The organism is Kitasatospora purpeofusca (assembly GCF_036010405.1).
GTDB classification, from domain to species: Bacteria; Actinomycetota; Actinomycetes; order Streptomycetales; family Streptomycetaceae; genus Kitasatospora; species Kitasatospora purpeofusca.
In genome coordinates this window covers 3,175,673-3,193,377 of the sequence record NZ_CP108561.1, presented here as the reverse complement: position 1 = coordinate 3,193,377, position 17,705 = coordinate 3,175,673, and the positions used below count along the sequence as shown (strand labels likewise).

Annotated in this window: 18 protein-coding genes; 10 read left to right on the top strand and 8 right to left on the bottom strand. The window is 74.5% G+C overall.

The features are described 5' to 3' along the window. Window positions 1-253: 253 nt before the first annotated feature. Window positions 254-1,393, top strand: coding sequence for an alpha/beta hydrolase (locus tag OG715_RS13810; protein WP_266269000.1), 1,140 nt, complete (start codon window positions 254-256; stop codon window positions 1,391-1,393). A gap of 351 nt (window positions 1,394-1,744) precedes the next feature. After that, window positions 1,745-2,509: a hemerythrin domain-containing protein gene (locus tag OG715_RS13805; RefSeq protein ID WP_093862281.1), complete on the top strand. Its 765-nt coding sequence runs from the start codon at window positions 1,745-1,747 to the stop codon at window positions 2,507-2,509. Between the two features lie 109 nt (window positions 2,510-2,618). Here the strand turns inward: OG715_RS13805 and OG715_RS13800 are convergent, their stop codons facing one another. Next, window positions 2,619-4,226, bottom strand: coding sequence for an FAD-dependent monooxygenase (locus OG715_RS13800; protein ID WP_266268998.1), 1,608 nt, complete (start codon window positions 4,224-4,226; stop codon window positions 2,619-2,621). Window positions 4,227-4,368: 142 nt separating this feature from the next. On the opposite strand from OG715_RS13800, the gene OG715_RS13795 reads away from it, so the two are divergent. Together OG715_RS13795 and OG715_RS13790 are read left to right on the top strand one after the other, a co-directional pair. After that, window positions 4,369-5,016: a TetR/AcrR family transcriptional regulator C-terminal domain-containing protein gene (locus OG715_RS13795; RefSeq protein ID WP_266268997.1), complete on the top strand. Its 648-nt coding sequence runs from the start codon at window positions 4,369-4,371 to the stop codon at window positions 5,014-5,016. Between the two features lie 168 nt (window positions 5,017-5,184). Continuing rightward, entirely contained in the window at window positions 5,185-5,637 is a 453-nt protein-coding gene (locus OG715_RS13790; protein ID WP_266268996.1) for a hypothetical protein, read from the top strand. 66 nt (window positions 5,638-5,703) lie between these two features. Here OG715_RS13790 and OG715_RS13785 read toward each other — a convergent pair whose 3' ends face one another. After that, window positions 5,704-6,306, bottom strand: coding sequence for a DUF6891 domain-containing protein (locus tag OG715_RS13785; protein WP_266268995.1), 603 nt, complete (start codon window positions 6,304-6,306; stop codon window positions 5,704-5,706). 65 nt (window positions 6,307-6,371) lie between these two features. Between OG715_RS13785 and OG715_RS13780 the strand changes: the two genes are divergently transcribed. Next, on the top strand, window positions 6,372-7,334 hold the full coding sequence (locus tag OG715_RS13780) for a DUF1152 domain-containing protein (protein WP_266268994.1): 963 nt from the start codon (window positions 6,372-6,374) through the stop codon (window positions 7,332-7,334). A 113-nt stretch (window positions 7,335-7,447) separates the two neighbouring features. On the opposite strand, the gene OG715_RS13775 is transcribed toward OG715_RS13780, so the two are convergent. Both OG715_RS13775 and OG715_RS13770 read right to left on the bottom strand, forming a co-directional pair. Next, on the bottom strand, window positions 7,448-7,993 hold the full coding sequence (locus tag OG715_RS13775; protein WP_266268993.1) for a DUF1707 and FHA domain-containing protein: 546 nt from the start codon (window positions 7,991-7,993) through the stop codon (window positions 7,448-7,450). A 105-nt stretch (window positions 7,994-8,098) separates the two neighbouring features. Further along, window positions 8,099-8,659: a DUF1697 domain-containing protein gene (locus OG715_RS13770; protein ID WP_266268992.1), complete on the bottom strand. Its 561-nt coding sequence runs from the start codon at window positions 8,657-8,659 to the stop codon at window positions 8,099-8,101. A gap of 100 nt (window positions 8,660-8,759) precedes the next feature. On the opposite strand from OG715_RS13770, the gene OG715_RS13765 reads away from it, so the two are divergent. Then, window positions 8,760-9,230, top strand: a complete 471-nt coding sequence (locus tag OG715_RS13765; RefSeq protein ID WP_266268991.1) for a pyridoxamine 5'-phosphate oxidase family protein — start codon at window positions 8,760-8,762, stop codon at window positions 9,228-9,230. Between the two features lie 65 nt (window positions 9,231-9,295). On the opposite strand, the gene OG715_RS13760 is transcribed toward OG715_RS13765, so the two are convergent. Beyond that, window positions 9,296-9,652 carry an arsenate reductase family protein gene (locus OG715_RS13760; protein ID WP_266268990.1) on the bottom strand — a complete coding sequence of 119 codons (357 nt, stop codon included), beginning with the start codon at window positions 9,650-9,652 and terminating at the stop codon, window positions 9,296-9,298. Window positions 9,653-9,873: 221 nt separating this feature from the next. Between OG715_RS13760 and OG715_RS13755 the strand changes: the two genes are divergently transcribed. Next, window positions 9,874-11,061, top strand: a complete 1,188-nt coding sequence (locus OG715_RS13755; protein WP_266268989.1) for a cytochrome P450 — start codon at window positions 9,874-9,876, stop codon at window positions 11,059-11,061. Window positions 11,062-11,091: 30 nt separating this feature from the next. Here the strand turns inward: OG715_RS13755 and OG715_RS13750 are convergent, their stop codons facing one another. After that, window positions 11,092-13,893 carry an ATP-binding protein gene (locus OG715_RS13750; protein WP_266268988.1) on the bottom strand — a complete coding sequence of 934 codons (2,802 nt, stop codon included), beginning with the start codon at window positions 13,891-13,893 and terminating at the stop codon, window positions 11,092-11,094. Window positions 13,894-14,010: 117 nt separating this feature from the next. Between OG715_RS13750 and OG715_RS13745 the strand changes: the two genes are divergently transcribed. Both OG715_RS13745 and OG715_RS13740 read left to right on the top strand, forming a co-directional pair. Next, window positions 14,011-14,481, top strand: coding sequence for a pyridoxamine 5'-phosphate oxidase family protein (locus OG715_RS13745; protein WP_266268987.1), 471 nt, complete (start codon window positions 14,011-14,013; stop codon window positions 14,479-14,481). 71 nt (window positions 14,482-14,552) lie between these two features. Next, window positions 14,553-15,029: a DUF1801 domain-containing protein gene (locus tag OG715_RS13740; protein WP_266268986.1), complete on the top strand. Its 477-nt coding sequence runs from the start codon at window positions 14,553-14,555 to the stop codon at window positions 15,027-15,029. Between the two features lie 6 nt (window positions 15,030-15,035). Here OG715_RS13740 and OG715_RS13735 read toward each other — a convergent pair whose 3' ends face one another. Beyond that, window positions 15,036-16,043 (bottom strand): GlxA family transcriptional regulator, encoded by a 1,008-nt coding sequence (locus OG715_RS13735; protein ID WP_266268984.1) that lies wholly within the window; start codon window positions 16,041-16,043, stop codon window positions 15,036-15,038. A 72-nt stretch (window positions 16,044-16,115) separates the two neighbouring features. Here OG715_RS13735 and OG715_RS13730 point away from each other — a divergent pair, with 72 nt between their 5' ends. Continuing rightward, window positions 16,116-17,381, top strand: coding sequence for an MFS transporter (locus tag OG715_RS13730; protein ID WP_266268983.1), 1,266 nt, complete (start codon window positions 16,116-16,118; stop codon window positions 17,379-17,381). Window positions 17,382-17,448: 67 nt separating this feature from the next. On the opposite strand, the gene OG715_RS13725 is transcribed toward OG715_RS13730, so the two are convergent. Further along, window positions 17,449-17,652, bottom strand: coding sequence for a hypothetical protein (locus tag OG715_RS13725; protein WP_266268982.1), 204 nt, complete (start codon window positions 17,650-17,652; stop codon window positions 17,449-17,451). Window positions 17,653-17,705 lie beyond the last annotated feature (53 nt).

Here is a 17,705-nt window from a genome sequence, read left to right as displayed (position 1 = left end):
CCCCGCCGGTCGGCAGGACCCGGCGGAGGCTTTACTCGATCGGGAACAAACATTGGATCGGTGCAGGCCGACGCGCAACCGGCCCGGGGCGGGCCACGTCATAAGATCGCAGGACGGCACGCCGCCGCGCAGGGCGGCGATCAGCCTCCCGGGGGTCCCGCAGACAGTCGCGCCCCGGGCCTGTCCGGCCCCACCCGGGGGCCATCGCCCGGCTCCGCGGAGCGGGCGCGACACCGGTCGGAGAGTTCTCACCGTGCAGCCGCAGTCCTTCCGTTTCCGCGCCGTGCTGACCGGTGCCACCGCCTTCACCCTGGCCGCCGCGCTCGCGGCCTGCGGCAGTACGGACGGCGGGAACAAGGGGGATTCGGCGAAGGCCGGCGCCGGCAAGGGTGCGGCGACGGCCACCGGCTCCTCCTCCGCGTCGGCCGCCTCGTCCGCGCCGGGTTCCTCCGCGTCGGCCGCCTCGTCCGCGCCGGGCTCCTCCGCCCCGGGCTCCCCGACGGCCGGTTCGACCTCGGCCGCCGCGACGCCCGTCCCGGCCGCCGGGTCCGGCAAGGTGCTGATGCCCACCGGCCCGCAGGCCGCGTTCGGCAAGGCCAGGGACACGGCCGCGGGCCAGATCATGATGACCACCCTGGCCGGTCCCAAGTCCGGGGTGTCCGGCAAGGTCTGGGTCTGGCTCCCCCCGGAGTACAACGACCCGAAGTACGCGAAGACCGGCTTCCCGGTGCTCACCCTGTACGCGGGCGGCCAGAGCGCCGGCTACAACACCTGGACCGACAACCAGTTGCCGATCCAGGAGGTCGACGCCGACCTCGCCAAGCAGGGCAAGGCCCACCCCTTCATCATGATCATGCCGGTGCAGAACCTCGACTCCAACGAGGCCAAGGCCCTGGAGTGCGCCGACATCCCGGGCCAGCCCAAGATCGGCACCTGGATGGCCGAGGACATCCCCGACTTCGTGCGCGCCAACTTCCGCACCGTGAAGGGCCGCGACGGCTGGGGCCTGATGGGCGCCTCCACCGGCGCGTTCTGCAGCGCGAAGCTGGCCCTGCAGCACCCGGACAAGTTCAAGGCCGCCGTCCCGATCGACGGCTACTTCAACCCCGACTCGCCGCTCTGGAAGGGCTACGAGAACGACCGCCAGGCCAACAGCCCCGACCTCCTGGTCGCCCAGGGCAAGGCCGACGTCAGGATCCTGGCCACCGCCGGCGGCGCCAACGCGTACGAGATGAAGCTGGTCAAGGCGTGGGTCGCGAAGGCCGCGGCGCCGCTCACCGTCGAGTACTACGAGCAGCCCGGCGGGAAGCACCTGACCACCGACTTCAAGAAGATGATCCCGGACACCCTGCAGTGGCTCACCAAGAACCTCGCGGGGCCGCAGAGCGACTGAGGGGCCCGGGGCAGGAGCGGAGTGAAGTGGAGCGGACCGGCCGATCGCATCGGACGGTCCGCTCCGCCGTTCCCGGCACCGGCACCGGCACCGGCATCCGTCGTTCGGCACCCGGATTCCGGTGGTTTCCTGCGGTTTCCCGCAGCTTTCCGCGCCGCCGTGCGACGGTCGCGGCGGAATGTTGCGCCGCGTTCGCCGTCGCGCCCCCCGGAACGGGTCGAACCGCCGCTGAGCTGCACGTCAATCGGACATTGATTCGCCTCTGATGTCCTCTCATCACCCTGGTGGGAGTGCCAGCCCACCACTTCCGCCAGGTCGTGCCAGCCCTGCCCGAGACGTGAAGAGAGTGCCATGCCCAGCCACCTGCTGCCCGTAGCGTCCCCGGTGTCCCCGGCCGTGCCCACCCAGGGCGGCCCCGTGCACGACCGCACCGCCGACGAGGAGCCGCAGGCCTTCCGCTTCGCCGGCCTGCGGCTGGTGCACTCCGCACTCCGTCGCGACCTCGCCAGGCTGCCCAACGCCCTCCGGCTGCTCCAGCCCGGCGAGGACGAGAAGGGCGCCGCGCTGCTGCGCCACTGGACCTTCGTCACCGCCGTGCTGTCCTGCCACCACGAGCAGCAGGACACCCGGATCTGGCCGATCGTCCGCCGGTTCGCGCCCGAGCTGCGGCTGCTGCTGAACTGGCTGGAGTCGGACCACCACAACCTCGACCACTCGTTCACCCGGGTCACCACCCTGGTCCGGATCGCCAGCCGGGACACCGGTTCGGTCTGGCCGGTGGCCTACGCGATCGAGGACCTCGCCGCCCGGCTGGAGACCCATCTGCGGGTCGAGGAGCGCCAGCTGCTGCCGCGGATGGAGCTGGTCTTCACGGAGAACTCGCGGGTGGGCAGCCTGCCCGAGCTGCTCGACGTGATGCACTCCGCCGACGGCCCGGGCACGCCGGACGCGCTCGCCTGGCTGCTGGACGGTGTCGAGCCGGCACTGGTCGAACGGCTGCTCGCCGACTGCGACGACCTCGTGGCCCGGCACTGGCCGCACTGGCAGGCCACCTACCAGCGGTGCACGGCGCCGCTGTGGGGCCCGCCCGAGGCCTGGGACGCGGCCGGGGAGTGAGACCCGGGGCTTTTGCGGCGCTTCGGTCTACGCGCGTGGCAGGTGCCGGGGGCGTATGCCACCGCCCGATCGCCGCGCGGCAGTCGTCCGGCCGCCGTGCCCGGTGGGTTCAGCGCAGACCGAGGCGGTCCAGGTAGCCCGGCAGGTCGGCCGGGTCGTGGGTGGCCAGGCCCAGGTAGCCGTCCGGCCGGACGACGAACAGGCCAGGTCCGTACACCCGCTCGGTGACGCCGCCGTCGACCCGGTGCCCGTGCACCCCGGCGGGCAGCTCGGGCAGGTCGCGGCCGACCGCGAGCACGGTGACGTGCGGGCCGCGGAACAGCTCGAAGAGCCGCCGCGCCGACCCGGTGCCGCCGGCCGGTCCGCTGTCCGCTGTGCCGCTGGCCGCACCGCTGGCTGTGCCGCCGGCCGGTCCGCTGTCCGCCGTGGCGTTCGCCGCGCCGTCCAGCGGTGCGTCCGGGGCCCGCTCCCCGGCCCGCAGCGCGTCCTCGGCCAGGCCGGGGCGTGCCTCGACGGTCAACGGACCGTCCTCGTAACCGAGTCCGAGCTGTTCGGTGCGCGGGCCGCGCCGCAGTCCGCCGGCCCGGACCCCGCCCGCGCGGTGCAGCCGGGTGGAGATCTCCAGCACGTCGGCGGCGATCGGCAGCCGTTCCTCCTCGTAGCTGTCCAGCAGGGCCTCGTCGGCGCCGTGCCGCAGCACCTGGCCCAGCTTCCAGCCCAGGTTGTAGGCGTCCTGGATGCTGGTGTTGAGGCCCTGGCCGCCGGCCGGGGAGTGCATGTGCGCGGCGTCGCCGGCCAGGAACACCCGGCCCTCCCGGAACCGCTCGGCGAGCGCCGTGCGCGGCCGGAAGCCGGAGGCCCAGTGCACCCGGCCGAGCGCCGACTCCGGCAGGTGGGTGCGGGCCGCGACGGTCCGTCGCACGCCCTCCGGCGAGGTGTCGGGCTCCGCGTCGTTCCCCGCTCCGCCCTCCGCCCCGGCCTCCGCGCCGCCCTCCGCGCCGAACTGGGCGAACAGTTGGAACGCGGTGGTGCTCGGCAGCGGGCAGAGCAGGAGCGGGCCGCCGGGCGCCTTCGGCCACACGTGCCAGTTCCCGCGGTCCAGGCCGTCGATCTCCAGATCGGCGACCAGGGCCGGGCGCGGGTCGACCTGCTCGCCCGCCATCGGGATGCCCACCGCCCGGCGGACGGTGGAGCGGCCGCCGTCGGCGGCGACCAGGTAGCGGGCGGAGACGGTCAGCTCGGTGCCGTCGGGGCCGGTCAGCCGGGCCTCGACCCGGTCCGGGTACTGGTCGAGGCCGCTCAGCGCGGTGCCGAGGACGACCTCGCCGCCGAGTTCGCGCAGCCGCTCGTGCAGCAGCTCCTGGGTGCGCCACTGCGGGAGCATCCAGACCGAGGGGAACGGCACGGTCGGGTCCGGGGCGACCGGCCCGGGGCCCCCGACGAGGTCCCACTCGCCCTGCGGCTCGCCGTCCTCCCAGCTCAGCATCCGGGGGTAGGGCCGACCGGCGGCATGGACGGCGGTGAGCAGGCCGAGGTCCTCGAAGACCTCCTGGGTCCGGGGCTGGAGTCCCTTGCCGCGCGAGCCGGGGAACAGCGCCCCGGCCTGCTCGACCAGCAGCGCGGGGACTCCGCGCCGGGCGAGGTCGCAGGCGAGGGTCAGGCCGGTCGGGCCGGCGCCGACGACAAGGACCTCGGTCCGGGTCGGGGCGTGCGTCATCACGAACTCTCCTTAACGTTGTTAAGTAGCTGACGTTCGAAAGCATGGGCTTAACGTTGTTAAGTTGTCAATGCCGTACGGTCGTACCGGGCGGCCCCACCATCGCGAAGGCGGTCGGCCATCACGGAAGGAAGGGCGCGACATGCCGCCGAAGCTGGACCGCGCCCAGGTGGTCGACGCCGCCCTGCGCCTGCTCGACGAAACCGGGCTGGACGGGCTCACCCTGCGCCGGATCGCCGCCGAGCTGGACGTCAAGGCGCCCGCGCTGTACTGGCACTTCGCCAACAAGCAGGCCCTGCTGGACGAGATGGCCACCGAGATGCTCCGCCGGATGTACGCCGGGCCGGTCGCCGTCCCGGAGGGCTGGCAGGAGGCGATCACCACCACATGCCGGACCCTGCGTACGGCGCTGCTCGGCTACCGGGACGGCGCCAAGGTCTTCAGCGGCACCCGGCTCACCGACTACGGGCACTCCGAGGGGCAGGAGGCCCTGCTCGGCGCGTTCCGCCGGGCCGGGTTCGAACTCGCCGACGCCGTCCTGGCCTTCACCACCGCGTACGCGTTCACCATCGGGTTCGTGATCGAGGAGCAGGCCGTCCAGCCGGTGCCGGGGGAGCGGGCCCCCGACTACGACCCGGACCGGCGGGCCGCCGCCATCGACCCCGGGCACGCGCTCGCCGCGGCCGCGAGCCGGGAGCTCTTCGGGGACTTCGAGCGGCGCTTCGAGCGCGGTCTGGCGATCGTCGTGGCCGGCGTCGAGGCCTCGCTCCGCCCGGAGCCCTCGCCCTGACCCCTTGCCCCCCGAACCCGTCCTGACCGGCAACTCCCGCTGTCCCCTAGGGGATTCACCCCGCACGGCCTCCGGGTGGCGGCGGTCCGGAGGCTCGGGGGAGGGCCAGGGGCCGGGTACCGCCGACGGCTGATGGCCGACCGGCGGCGCCCGCCTACCGTCGGAGCCATGACGAGTGCACCCGCGAACCCGCCCCCGGAGCACCGCCCCGGACTCCGTTCCACCGACCTGCCCGCTCGCCGGTCCGAGGGCCCTGCCACCGGCCGCCGCCGGAGGCCGGCCGTCCGCTCGGCCGCCCTTGCGGCGGGCGCCGTGCTACTGCTCGGTACCGGCCTCGCCGCCTGCAAGGGCGGTGTCTCGCTCTGCCTCGACGACAACAGCTGCGATGTCGCCGTCCACACCGAGAAGGCCGACAGCACCCACACCGTCGAGGTCTTCGGCGGCGACAGGACCGTCACCCTCACCGTGGGCCGGATCACCGACACCACGGCCGAGGTCAAGCTCGGAGAGGAGACCAAGACCCTCACCGAGGACATCGAGACCGGTGTCGGCTCCGCGAAGATCACGCTGCGTCATGCCAATGCGCGCGAGCACACCGCCGAACTCCACGTCGTCCGCTGACCGCCGGTCGGCCCCGGGCGACCCCGACCGGCCGGCCCCGCCGCAGAGTGCCGCGGAGCGCCGCTACTACTCAGGCAGGCGGTTGAGCCAGGTGATCGGCGCGACCGTGATCGCCGTCTCCGGCGCACCGTCCCACTCCGAGGGCAGTCCGGCCGCCGTCAGCGCAGTCACCACCGCGCGCCCGACCTCGGCCGTCCGCCGCACGGCGGCCTCCGTCGACTCGCCGTCCACCTGGAACCCGCCGTACCGCAGCATCAACGCACCGCCGTCGGCGGCCCGTTCGGTGTCCTGCTGATGGAAGAACACGAAGCCCCGCGAGTCCTCCTCGGCCTCGCCCCCGATCTCGGCGTAACCGCAACTCGCACAGCAGGTGAAGTCCATCGCGGCGACGATGCCCAGCTCCTCCAGGGCGTCGAAGGCGGCCTCCAGTCGGTCGACGTCGGTCGTCCCCGGCCAGGAGGCCTGCTCCTCCAACCGCGCCCGCCACAGCGGAGCGACGATCCGCTCCGCCTCCTCCATCGTCAGTCCCTGGTCGTCGAGGACCTCGACCAGGGACTCGGCTATCTCGTCCGGCTCCTGGAAGCCGCACCGGATCAGCTCGCGGGCCCGCTCCTCGGCGTCCCGCAGTACCTCGTCGGCAAGGGTGCTCTGTACGGTCTCCTGGTCCATACCCGTATCCAAGCACCCGCCTCCGACAACGGCCGGGGCGTGCGGTCCGGTGCTACCGTCCCCCGGTGACCTCGCTCCTCCAGCCCCCGCTGATCACCCGTCTGCTCGCCGCCGACCGCATCCTGATCGCCGGCGCCGGCGGCGGATTCGACGTCTACGCGGGCCTGCCGCTCGCCCTCGCCCTGCGGGCCGCGGGCAAGGAGGTGCACCTCGCCAACCTCTCCTTCAGCGAGCTCCACGCCCTGCCCGCCGAGGTCTGGCAGGAGCCGGACCTGGCCCTGATCACGCCGGACACCCCGGCCCCGGAGGGCTACTTCCCCGAGCGGACGCTCGCCCGCTGGCTCCGGCTGCAGGGCATGCCCGACCAGGTCTGGGCGTTCCCCAGGACCGGAGTGCGACCGCTGCGCGCCGCCTACCGGTCCCTCGTCGACCATCTCGGCATCGACGCCGTCCTGCTGGTCGACGGCGGCACCGACATCCTGATGCGCGGCGACGAGGTGGGCCTCGGCACGCCGGAGGAGGACATGACCAGCCTCGCCGCCGTCGCCGGGCTCACCGGAGTCCCCGAACGGCTGGTCGCCTGCCTCGGTTTCGGCATCGACGCCCACCACGGGGTCAACCACTCCCTGGTCCTGGAGAACCTCGCCGCGATCGACCGGGCCGGCGGCTACCTGGGCGCCTTCTCCGTCCCGCGCGACAGCCGGGAGGGGACGCTCTACCTGGACGCGGTGGAGCACGCCCGGGCGGCGTTCCCCGAGCACCCGAGCATCGTCCAGGGCTCGGTGGCGGCCGCGCTGCGCGGCCTGTTCGGCGACGTCCGGTTCACCGACCGCACCAAGGGCGGCAAGCTCTTCGTGAATCCGCTGATGACGCTCTACTTCGGGGTCACCGTGGAGGCGCTGGTCGCCGAGCACCGCTACCTCGACCGGCTCGAACGGACGGTCCTGATGCGCCAGGTCGCCACCGTCATCAGCGAGTTCCAGGACTCGCTGCCCGTCCAGCGGCCGCCGCGGCAGTTCCCCCACTGACGCTCCGGAACCCGGCTGCCCCCGGGCTCCGCGCGACCGCCCCGCGTGACCGCCCCGCGCGACCGCCCGCATGGCCACCCTCGCGACCGCCCCGGGCCGAGGGTGGCGGGAGGTCAGCCGGTGGCGAGGCGGAACTCCAGATTGCCGAAGCGCACCTGGTCGCCGGGGCGGACCCGGATGCCGCCGACGATCCGGTACCCGTTCACATGGGTGCCGTTGGTCGAGCCCAGGTCGTACAGCACCCAGCCGTCGCCCTCCCGGCGCAGCTCGGCGTGGTGCCGCGAGACCGAGGCGTCGTTCAGCCGCAGCCCCGACCCGGGGAACCGGCCGATCGTCAACTGCCCGCCCCCGGCGTGGGGGAGGCTCAGCCCGGGCAGCCGCTCGGCCCGCCAGGCCCCGCCCAGGCGCACGCCGAAGGCGGAGACCCGGCCCACCGTGCGCAGCAGGAACCGTCCGACCGGGTTCCCGGCCGGCAGGTCGGCCATCACGGCCTTCAGTTCGGCGTGGCTGCTCGCACGGAGGACGAGGTCCAGCCGGCCCAGAAAAGTGTCGTGCGACAGCCGGCCGTTCCCGGCGCCCTCCCGCAACGCGTCGAGGGCCCGCTCCCGCTCGGCCTCGGACGGCCGGACCACCTGTGTCCGGTTCTCACGCGACATCATGGACCGATTCTCGACTCCCCCCGCCGACCTGTCCAGATTCCCCGGGCCGCCGGTCCGCCGGTCCCGGGTCCGCCGATCCCCGCTCCGGCCGTCCGGCGGTGCGGATCAGGTCTTCCGCGCGGCCGCCACGATCTTGACCGTGGTGTGCAGGAACCGCGAGGTCACCGCCCCCCGGTAGGACTTCCCGAAGAGATTGCCGCTGGTGACCCACTTCCCGTCCTTCAGGTGCACCACGACGAACGCGGTGCCGGGATCGGCGCCGAGCACCTCGTAGTCGCCCTTCGGCGAGGTGTAGGGGAGCGGGAAGTCCGCAGGCAGCGGCTCGGAGAGGAAGTTCAGCGTGAGCCGGACCTCCGGCGTCACCTCGACCTCCGCGAACGGCTCGGCGTCCAGCACCGCCTGGACCTCGTCCACCGTGCGCAGCAGCACCGGCACCGGGAAGCCCAGCTGTTCGGCCAGGTGCTGTTCGATCCGCCCGGTCAGCGCGGCCCGGGCCGCCGCGTCGGTGGCCTCGGCGGTGAAGAACACATTGCCGCTCTGGATGTAGGAGCCGACGCGCTCCAGGCCCAGCTCGGCGAAGAGCGCGCGCAGCCGCTCCATCCGCACCGTCCGGCCGCCCACGTTCACGGCGCGCAGGAAGGCGATGTAGGTGGTCGTAGTGGTCACCCGGCCAGTGTGGCACCGGGCACCGACAGCGCGCGCACGTCGCGCCGCCGCGCGGTGTCGGTGCCCGGCGGTCGGCCGTGGCCGGTGCCACACTGACGGCATGGCTACCTGGCAGGATTTCGAGCAGCAGGCGCCGGACCTGGCGCCTGCCGTGCGGGCCCGTTTCGAGGCGAACAAGCACCACGTCCTGGCGACGCTGCGCAGCGACGGTTCACCCCGGGTGAGCGGAATCGAGGTGGGCTTCTTCGGGGCGGACGTCGTACTCGGCTCGATGCGCGACGCGATGAAGGTACGGGACCTCCGCCGCGACGCCCGCTTCGCGCTGCACAGCAACCCGAGCGACGAGACGCTGGCGGACGGCGACTCCAAGCTGTCCGGCCGGGCCGTGGAGCTCATCGACGAGGCGGAGCGCGCCGCCTACGAGGCCGAGCTCCCGGAGCCGCCGCCCGGCCCGTACGACGCCTTCCGGCTGGAGCTGGAGCAGGTCGTGCACACCACCGTCGTGGGGGACGCGGTGCGGATCAGCTCCTGGCGGCCGGGCGAGCCGGTGCGGAGCTTCGAGCGCCGCTGACACCGGCCGGCGGCACCGCCGGTAGCGCCGGGCCGGTACCCCCGGGCCGGTACCGGCGGCCGTCCCTACGGCAGGACGGACCTGACCGCCTCCGGCGTGCGCGCCACCACGGCGTGCCCGTCGTCCGCGGTGATGATCGGGCGCTGGATCAGGATCGGGTGCTCGGCCATCGCCGCGAGCCAGCCGGCCCGGTCGCCGGCCTCCCGGCCCCACTGCCTCATGCCCAGGTCCTTGGCGACGGGCTCCTCGATCCGGACGATGTCCCACGGCTCCAGGCCCAGCCGCACCAGCACCTGCTCCAGCTCGGCGACGCTCGGCGGGTCCTCCAGGTAGCGCCGCACAGTGAACTCGGCGCCCGCACCGGTCAGCTCGTTCAGTGCGCTGCGGCACTTCCCGCAGCGCGGGTTGATCCAGATCTCCATCCCACTACCCTACCGACCGGGGCCGACCCCGCCCCGCCCCCGCGCCGCCCGCCCTTGGCCGCCCGCCGTTCGCCGCCCCCGACGCGTGCTGCCGGACCCCGCGGCCGCCTCCGTCGCCCGTCGCGGGAACTCCCCTCCGTCCACCGACAGTTGTCCGTAGCGTCGTTGGATCTACGGGAGGGGAATCCCGCATGGACGGTGCGTCGATCATCGAACGTCTCATGACTACGGAGGGGCGCTTCGACCCCTACCCGCTCTACGCGCGGGCGCACGAGCTGGGAGCCGCCGCCCCGGCCGGCCCCGCGGCGGTCCTCGTGGCCGGGCACACCGCCGCCAACCAGGTGCTGCGCAACCCCGCCTTCGCCGTGGAGGACACCAGGACCCTCACCGCCGACAACGCGGACCTGCTGGCCCACCCCTCCGTCGTGCTGCTCGGCCACTCGGTCCTCCAGCGCAACGCCCCCGACCACGGCCGGGTCCGCTCGCTCGTCGCCTCGGCCTTCAACGCCCGCCGGGTCGCGGCCCTGCGCCCGGCGATCGAGAAGACGGTCGCCCGGCTGCTCGACGAACTGGACGACGGGGGCGCCGACGGCTCGCCCGTCGACTTCATGGACGCCTTCGCCTTCCGCCTCCCGGTCGAGGTGATCTGCGAACTGCTCGGCGTCCCCGCCGTCGACCGCCACCGCTTCCGGAGGCTCGCCTCGGACCTCACCATCGCGCTGGAGCTGGTCCAGGACCTCGGCGAACTGGCCGCGGCCGACACCGCTGCGGAGGAACTGGATTCCTACTTCGCGGAGTTGGCGGCCGAGCGACTGGCCAGGCCGACCGGCGACCTGGTCAGCGACCTGGCCCGGATCGCGGCCGACTCGCCGGACCGGATCTCCGGCGAGGAACTGCTGGGCAACCTCGTCCTCCTCCTGGTCGCCGGCTTCGAGACCACCACCAACCTCCTCGGCAACGGCCTCACCCTGCTCTTCCGCCACCCCGGTGCCGCCGAGGGCCTGCGCACCGGCGGGCTCGACCCCTCGCTGTTCACGGACGAGGTGCTGCGCTACGACTCCCCGGTCCAGCTCACCTCCCGGATCTCCACCGCCCCCGACCTCACGGTGGCCGGCCTGCCCACGCCCACCGGCACCGTGGTGCTGGTGATGCTGGGCGCGGCCAATCGCGACCCGGCCCGCTACACCCGTCCGGACCGCTTCGACCCGACCCGCACCGACAGCCAGCCGCTCAGCTTCGGCGGCGGCCAGCACTTCTGCCTGGGCAGCCAACTCGCCCGGCTGGAGGCGGACATCGCCGTCCCGGCGCTGCTGGACCGCTTCCCCCGGCTGGCTCCCGCCGGCATCCCGGTCCGCCGTGACCGCCTCGTCCTCCGCGGCTACGAATCGCTTCCGGTGACCACCCGCTGAGCCGATTCCCGGGGCCGCGTCCCCGGCTCCTCAGCCGCCCCCGGCCGCGTCGGCGAGCCGGAGGCTGCGGGCGGACTGGTAGCGGCTCCCGGCCGAGGCGAAGGCGGCGGCCGAGGCCCGCACCCGGGCCGGGTCGCCGTCCAGGAGCGCCTGCGCCCGGTCGAGTTGGGCCGCGGCGACGGGGTTGCCCGCGATCGCGGCGCGGGCCTCGGCGAGCCGCTCGCGCGCCTCCGGGTGGCCGCTGAGCACCGAGGCCTCGACCCGCACCGCCGCGTACCAGTGCAGCCAGACCCAGGACACCCACTTCCACACCTCCTCCGGGGCGGGTGAGATCCGCTCCAGCGCGGCCCCCGCCTCCCCCCGGTCGAGCAGCACCGTGGCGTCGAACACCGCGCCGTAACCGTGGCGGTGCTCCTCCTCGGTGCCCGCCCGGCCGGCGACGGCCAGCCAGGAGGCCCGGGCGCCGTCGTCACCTCGCAGCCCGTGGACCATGGCGACCGCCGCGGCGGCCGGGCCGAGCGAGAACGAACGCGGCCGCCCGCCCTGCTCCCAGGCTTCGAGGAACCGTGCCCCACCCGCGAGCACGTCCTCCTCCTGCCCGGCGAACGCGTCCGCGACCAGCAGCCAGGACGTGGCGTGGTGCCCCACCTCGGCCGTCAGCGGATGCCCGGCGAGCCGGCGCCCCCACTGCCGGGCCCGGTCCAGTTCGCCGACGCCGATCGCGGTCGCGGCGGCCATCGCGAGCGCGTCCACCTGTTCGTGCGCGGTCGCCGGGGTGCGCGGCGCCAGGGCCAGCAGCTCGACCCGGCGGCGGGCGGCCGCAGCGGCCGCGAACGGCTCCCCGGCCCAGCTGTGCGCACCGGAGAGGGCGTCCAGGGCGGCGGACTCGGCCACCGGGTCGCCCGCGCGCCGGGCGAGGTCGACGGCCCGCTCGGCGTACCCGACCGTCTCCCGGGCCGTGTTGTCCGGGCTGCCCTGGACGGAGCCGTAGGCGTCCGCGAGCACGGCCGCCTCGGCGAGGGCGAGGGCGGCCGAGGCGGTGGCGGAGCCGTCGGACAGTTCCCGGGCCCGCGCCAGCAGGGCGGTCACTTCCGCGGCGGCGGGAAGGCGCGCGAACGTGCTGGAGAAGCGGTGGGCGACGGTGGCGGCGGTCGCCAGGTCGCGGGCGGCCCCGGCCGGGTCCCCGGCGTCGAGCGCGGCCGCCGCGGCGGCGCGGTGGAGGCGGTACATGTCGTCGCCGAGGCGTCGGCACCCGGCCACCCGGGCGGCCTCCCGCAGCGCGTCTGCGGCGTCGGTGGCGTCTACGGCGTCGGTGGGGGAGCCGTCGGCGAGGGCGGTGGCGAGGGCGGCGGCCTGTTCGAGCCGCTGCTGGGCCTCGCCGAGCAGATGGCGGTCGAAGGCCAGCCCGGCGAGCCCGAGCGCGAGGCGGCGGGCGTCGGGCCGCCGATCGGGGCGTTCGGCGGCCCAGGCCAGCGCGGTCCGCAGCTCCTCGGCAAGCGCGTCGAACCCGGCCTGCCAGTCGCCCTCCCGCAGCTGCCGTTCCTCGTCCGCCGCCCGCGCGAGTCCCTCCGCGCCGCTCAGGCACCAGTCGAGGTGGCGCCCCCGGGTCCGCGCCGACTCCTCGGCCCCGTCCAGCAGTTCGGCGCCGTACTGCCGGATCGTCTCCTGCGCCCGGTAGCGGGTGCCGTGCGCGGACGGGACGACGGTGAGCAGGCTCTGCTCGGCGAGCCGGCCGAGACCGTCGGCGACGGCGCCCGGGTCGAGCGGGGCGAAGCCCGCCACCGCGACCGCCGCCCCGGCCGTGAACGGCAGCACGAACGCCGACACCCGTCGCAGCAGCGCGCGGTCGGCGGGCTCCAGCAGGTCGTGGCTCCAGTCCAGGACCGCCCGCACCGAGCGGTGCCGCTCGTCCGCGCGCGGGCCGCCCGCCAGGATCCGCAACTGGTCCGACAGTCCGGCCCGGAGTCCGTCCAGCCCGAGCGTCGGCCAGCGGGCGGCCGCCAGCTCGATCGCCAGCGCCATCCCGTCGAGCCGCTCGCAGACGGCCGCGATCCCGTCCCGGAGCGCCGGATCCGGGGCGGCCCCGGCCGCCGCGGTGGCCCGTTCGAGGAACAGCGCGACCGCCTCCGACGTGCCGCCGCCGTCCCGGGACAACGGTGGTACGGGGAAGACCCGTTCGAAGGGCACCAGCAGCCGGGCCCGGCTCGTCGCCAGCACCCGCACCTGCGGGCAGGCCGCCAACAGCCGTTCCAGGAAAGGCGCGACACCGTCCCTGACCTGCTCGCAGTTGTCCAGCACCAGGAGCGCCCGGCGTTCGGCCAGTGCGGCGCACACCGCTTCGTCGAGCCCCTGCCCGGGCTGCTCGCCGACCCCCAGGACGGCCGCGACGGCCGCCGCCACCCGGTCCGGACCGGTGACCGGGGCCAGGTCGACGAACCACACCCCGTCGGCGAACCCGTCGGCCGCCCCGGCCGCCACCGCCAGCGCCAGCCTGGTCTTGCCCACTCCACCGGGCCCGACCGCCGTGACCTGCCGATGGTCCGCCAACAGCGCTGCCAGCGCGGCCCGTTCACGCTCCCGTCCTACGAAGGCCGTCAGTGGAGCGGGCAGCGCGGGGGCCGGCCGGGGCCGCTCGGCACGGGCGAGTTCGACCGCCCGCCGGGACAGTGCCCGCCGGTCCGGCAGCGCCAACTTGCGCAGCAGCGAAGAGGTGTGGGACTCGACGGTGCGCACGGAGATGAACAGCCGAGCGGCGATCTCGGCATTGCTGAGGTGTTCGCCGAGCAGCGCGAGCACATCGGCTTCGCGGGGCGAGATCACAGGAGTCGGCACCGCGTCATTATGCGGGTCGACTCCGTGGTCCGTTCCGTGGTCACCACGGATGCGGCCCCCGTCCCGCCCGGGGGAGGCTGTGACCAACGCCGCCGACGAGCACAGGAGTGAGAGACCATGACCGGACCGCGCACCCTCGCCGAGCGCCGCCAGGACATCGAACAGCGCCTCGCCGAGGACGTCGACGTCTGGGTGGCCACGGCCTCGCCGGACGGCGTGCCCCACCTCGTCCCGCTCTCCTTCGACCTCGACCGGGACGGCGGAGCCCTGCTGCTCGCCACCCCGGTCGGCAGCCCGACCGGCCGCAACCTCGCCGCCGTCGGCACCGTCCGGCTGGCACTCGGCCACACCCGGGACGTCTGCATGATCGAGGGCGAGGTCGAGGCCCTGGGCCTCGACGCCCTCCCGCGCGAGCGGGCGGACCGCTTCGCCGCCCGCACCGGCTTCGACCCGAGGGCCTCGGCCGTCCGGTACGGCTGGTTCCTGATCACGCCCCGCCGCGTCCAGGCCTGGCGGGAGGAGAACGAGCTGGCCGGCCGCGAGCTGATGCGCGACGGCCGCTGGCTCGACGAAACGGTCAGTTCTTGAGAAGCCTTCCCCGGCGCGGTCGCGCCACCATGGAACAGTCCCGCCCCACCAGCCCCACCGAGGAGCCCACCATGACCGCCACCGCTTCGAGGACCACCACCTCCAAGACCCCCACCCAGCCCTTCGACGGCTTCACCGAGGACGAGCGCGCGGCCATGAAGGAGCACGCCAAGGAGCTCAAGGCCGCGGCCCGCCGCAACCCGCGCACCGCCAAGGCCGACGCCGAGCAGGAAGTGCTCGCCAAGATCGCCGAGATGGAGCCGGCCGACCGCGCCCTCGCCGAACGCGTCCACGCCCTCGTCCGGGCCGCCGCCCCCGCCCTCACCCCCAAGCTCTGGTACGGCATGCCCGCCTACGCCAAGGACGGCAAGGTCCTCTGCTTCTTCCAGTGCGCCCAGAAGTTCAAGTCCCGCTACGCGACCCTCGGCTTCAGCGACGTGGCCAACCTCGACGACGGCAGCATGTGGCCGACCACCTTCGCCCTCACCGCCCTCACCCCCGCCACCGAGGCCCGCATCACCGCCCTCCTCACCACGGCCACGGCCTGACCGCCCTCAACTCCCGCTGCCGGTTCCCCCTGTCCGCTTCGCCCGGAAGGCGCGCCGGTAGGCGGCGGGCGTGGTGCGCAGCGCCTCGTGGAAGCGGCGGCGCAGGTTGACGGCGGAGGAGAGGCCGACCCGGTGCGCGATGGTCTCCACCGGCAGGTCGGTCTCCTCCAAAAGGGCCCGGGTGGCGGCGATCCGCCGGTCCAGCAGCCAGCGCCCGGGGCTGATGCCCAGCTGTTCGGTGAAGCGCCGGGTCAGCGTCCGGGCCGACACCTGGGAGCGGACGGCCATCTCGGCGACGCTCACCGGCCGGTCCAGCCGTCCGTTCAGCCACTCCAGCAGCGGGGCCAGCGAGTCGGCGGACGGCGCGGGGGCGGGCAGTTCGGCGTACTGCAGCTGGCAGCCCTCGCGGTGCGGCGGCATCACCATCTGCCGGGCGATCCGCAGGGCGTGCGCGGCGCCGTGGTCCTCGCGCACCAGGTGCAGGCAGAGGTCCGCTCCGGCCGCGGCGCCGGCGCTGGTGGCGACGTCGCCGTGGTCCACGTAGAGCACCCCGGGGTCGACCCGGACCCGCGGGAACCGGGCGGCCAGCTCGGCGGCCCGGGCCCAGTGGGTCGCGGCCCGGCGGCCGTCCAGCAGCCCGGCGGCGGCGAGCACGAAGGCGCCCGAGCAGAGGCCGACGACCCGTGCGCCGCGCCGGTGCGCCCGGACGACCGCGTCGACCACCGCCGACGGCACCTCCGTTCCGGCCGGGTGCTGCCAGCCGGGCACGAGCACCGTGTCGGCGGCCTCCAGCGCGTCCAGCCCGGCGGCGACCAGGAGGTCGTAGCCGGCCCGGGTACGGACCGGACCGGGGTGCTCGGTGCAGACCCCGAACGCGTAGCGGACGGGCACGGCCGGGCCGTGGTCGCCGAACACCTCGGAGGCGCAGGCCAGCGGGAAGGTGTCCTGCGGCGGCAGCAGCAGGGCCACCACCCGGTGCGGCCCCGGTGAGCCCGGGAGCGGACGCGGCGTCATGGCGGGAAAGTACCCCATCATGTCGTTCGGGACACTGGGACAGCACGATTGGTCTGAACCACTATCGCTGCTGTGACCACCGCCGAGACGCACACCCCGCCTGCCCCGCACTCCCGCCCCGGACCCCGGGACGGCCGGATCCCGTTGTGGACCGCACCCTTCACCCTCTACTTCACCGCCCGCGCGGTCTCCCTGCTCGGCGACGCGATGATGCCCGTGGCCGCCGCGCTCGCGGTCGGCGCGCTGTACGGCGTCTCCGGGGCCGGCCTCGTCCTCGGCACCTGGACCGGGACGTTCGTGCTCCTGGTGCTGTTCGGCGGGGTGCTCACGGACCGGATCGGCGCCCGCCGGACGATGGTCGCCGCCGATCTCGTCCGGGTGCTCACCCAGGGCGTGCTGGCGGCCGCCTTCTTCGCCGGACGGCCGCCGTTCTGGCTGCTGGTGACCATGGCGGCGGTGGCCGGTGCGGCCGTCGCGATGTTCCTCCCGGGCGTGAACGGGATGGTCCCGCTGGTCGCGGCCGACCCGCAGCGGGCGAACGCGACCCTCAAGGTGGCCGACGCCCTCGCCCAACTGCTCGGCCCGGCCCTGGCGGGACTGCTGATCGCGCTGACCGGCGCCGGGGCGGTGTACGCGATCGACAGCGGCACCTTCCTGCTCAGCGCCCTCTGCCTGGCCCTCGTCCGGCCCACCGCCCGCACTGCTCCCACCGCCCGCACCGGCGGTCCGCTCCGCCAGGAACTGCTCCGGGGCTGGCGGGAGTTCCGCGCCCGTACCTGGATGTGGGCGGTGATCCTGGTCTGGATGGTCTTCGGCATCCTGCTCTTCGGCCCGCTGGTACCACTGGGTTCGGCGCTGGTCGCCGACCGGCTCGGCCCGAACGCCTACGGCCTGGCGGTCTCCTTCCTCGGCGCCGGAACCGTGCTCGGCGGCCTGGTGGCCCTGCGACTGCGCCCGGCCCGCCCACTGGCCGCGGGCACGGCGGCCATGGTCCTGTACACCGCGCTGCCGCTCTCCGTGGCCCTGGACGCGGGACTGCCACTTCTCCTGGCGGGCCACGTCCTCGGCGGCGCCGCCCTGGCGTTCTGGTCGGTGATGTGGGCGACCAGCGTGCAGACCCACACCCCGCCCGCCGTGCTCAACCGCGTCTCCGCCTACGAGCTGGCGGGTTCGGTGTCCGGCATCTCGCTCGGCCAACTACTGGCCGGCCAGGCCGCCGCCCTGGCCTCCCCGGACCACCTGCTCCTCCTGTCGGCCGCCGCCTGCCTGACCGGCTGCGCAGCCCTCTTCGCCACCCCCGCCGTCCGCCGCCTCCCCCGCACCGGCCCCACCGGCTGACCACGCCCGGATGACCGACTCGTGCTGGTTGTGGATCACAGTTGTCCGACGACCCGGCGAGGGCCGCTTACAGCAGGCTCATCGTCGTCAGCCCGACGAAGGAGGAGACGAGCGCCCGTCCACATGCCCGGAGGACCCTGTTCGCCCCGGAGCCGCTGTCCAGCCCCGTCACCAGCAGCACCACGATGCTGCTGAACGCGAAGCCGCTGAGAACGCCCGCCAGGGTCGACAGCAGGCCGGCGAGCGCTCCCTCGTCGGCGGTCGTGATCAAGGAACCCGGTTCGCACTGCACCGGTCCACCCCGTCGAAGGTCGCAGCTCAGAA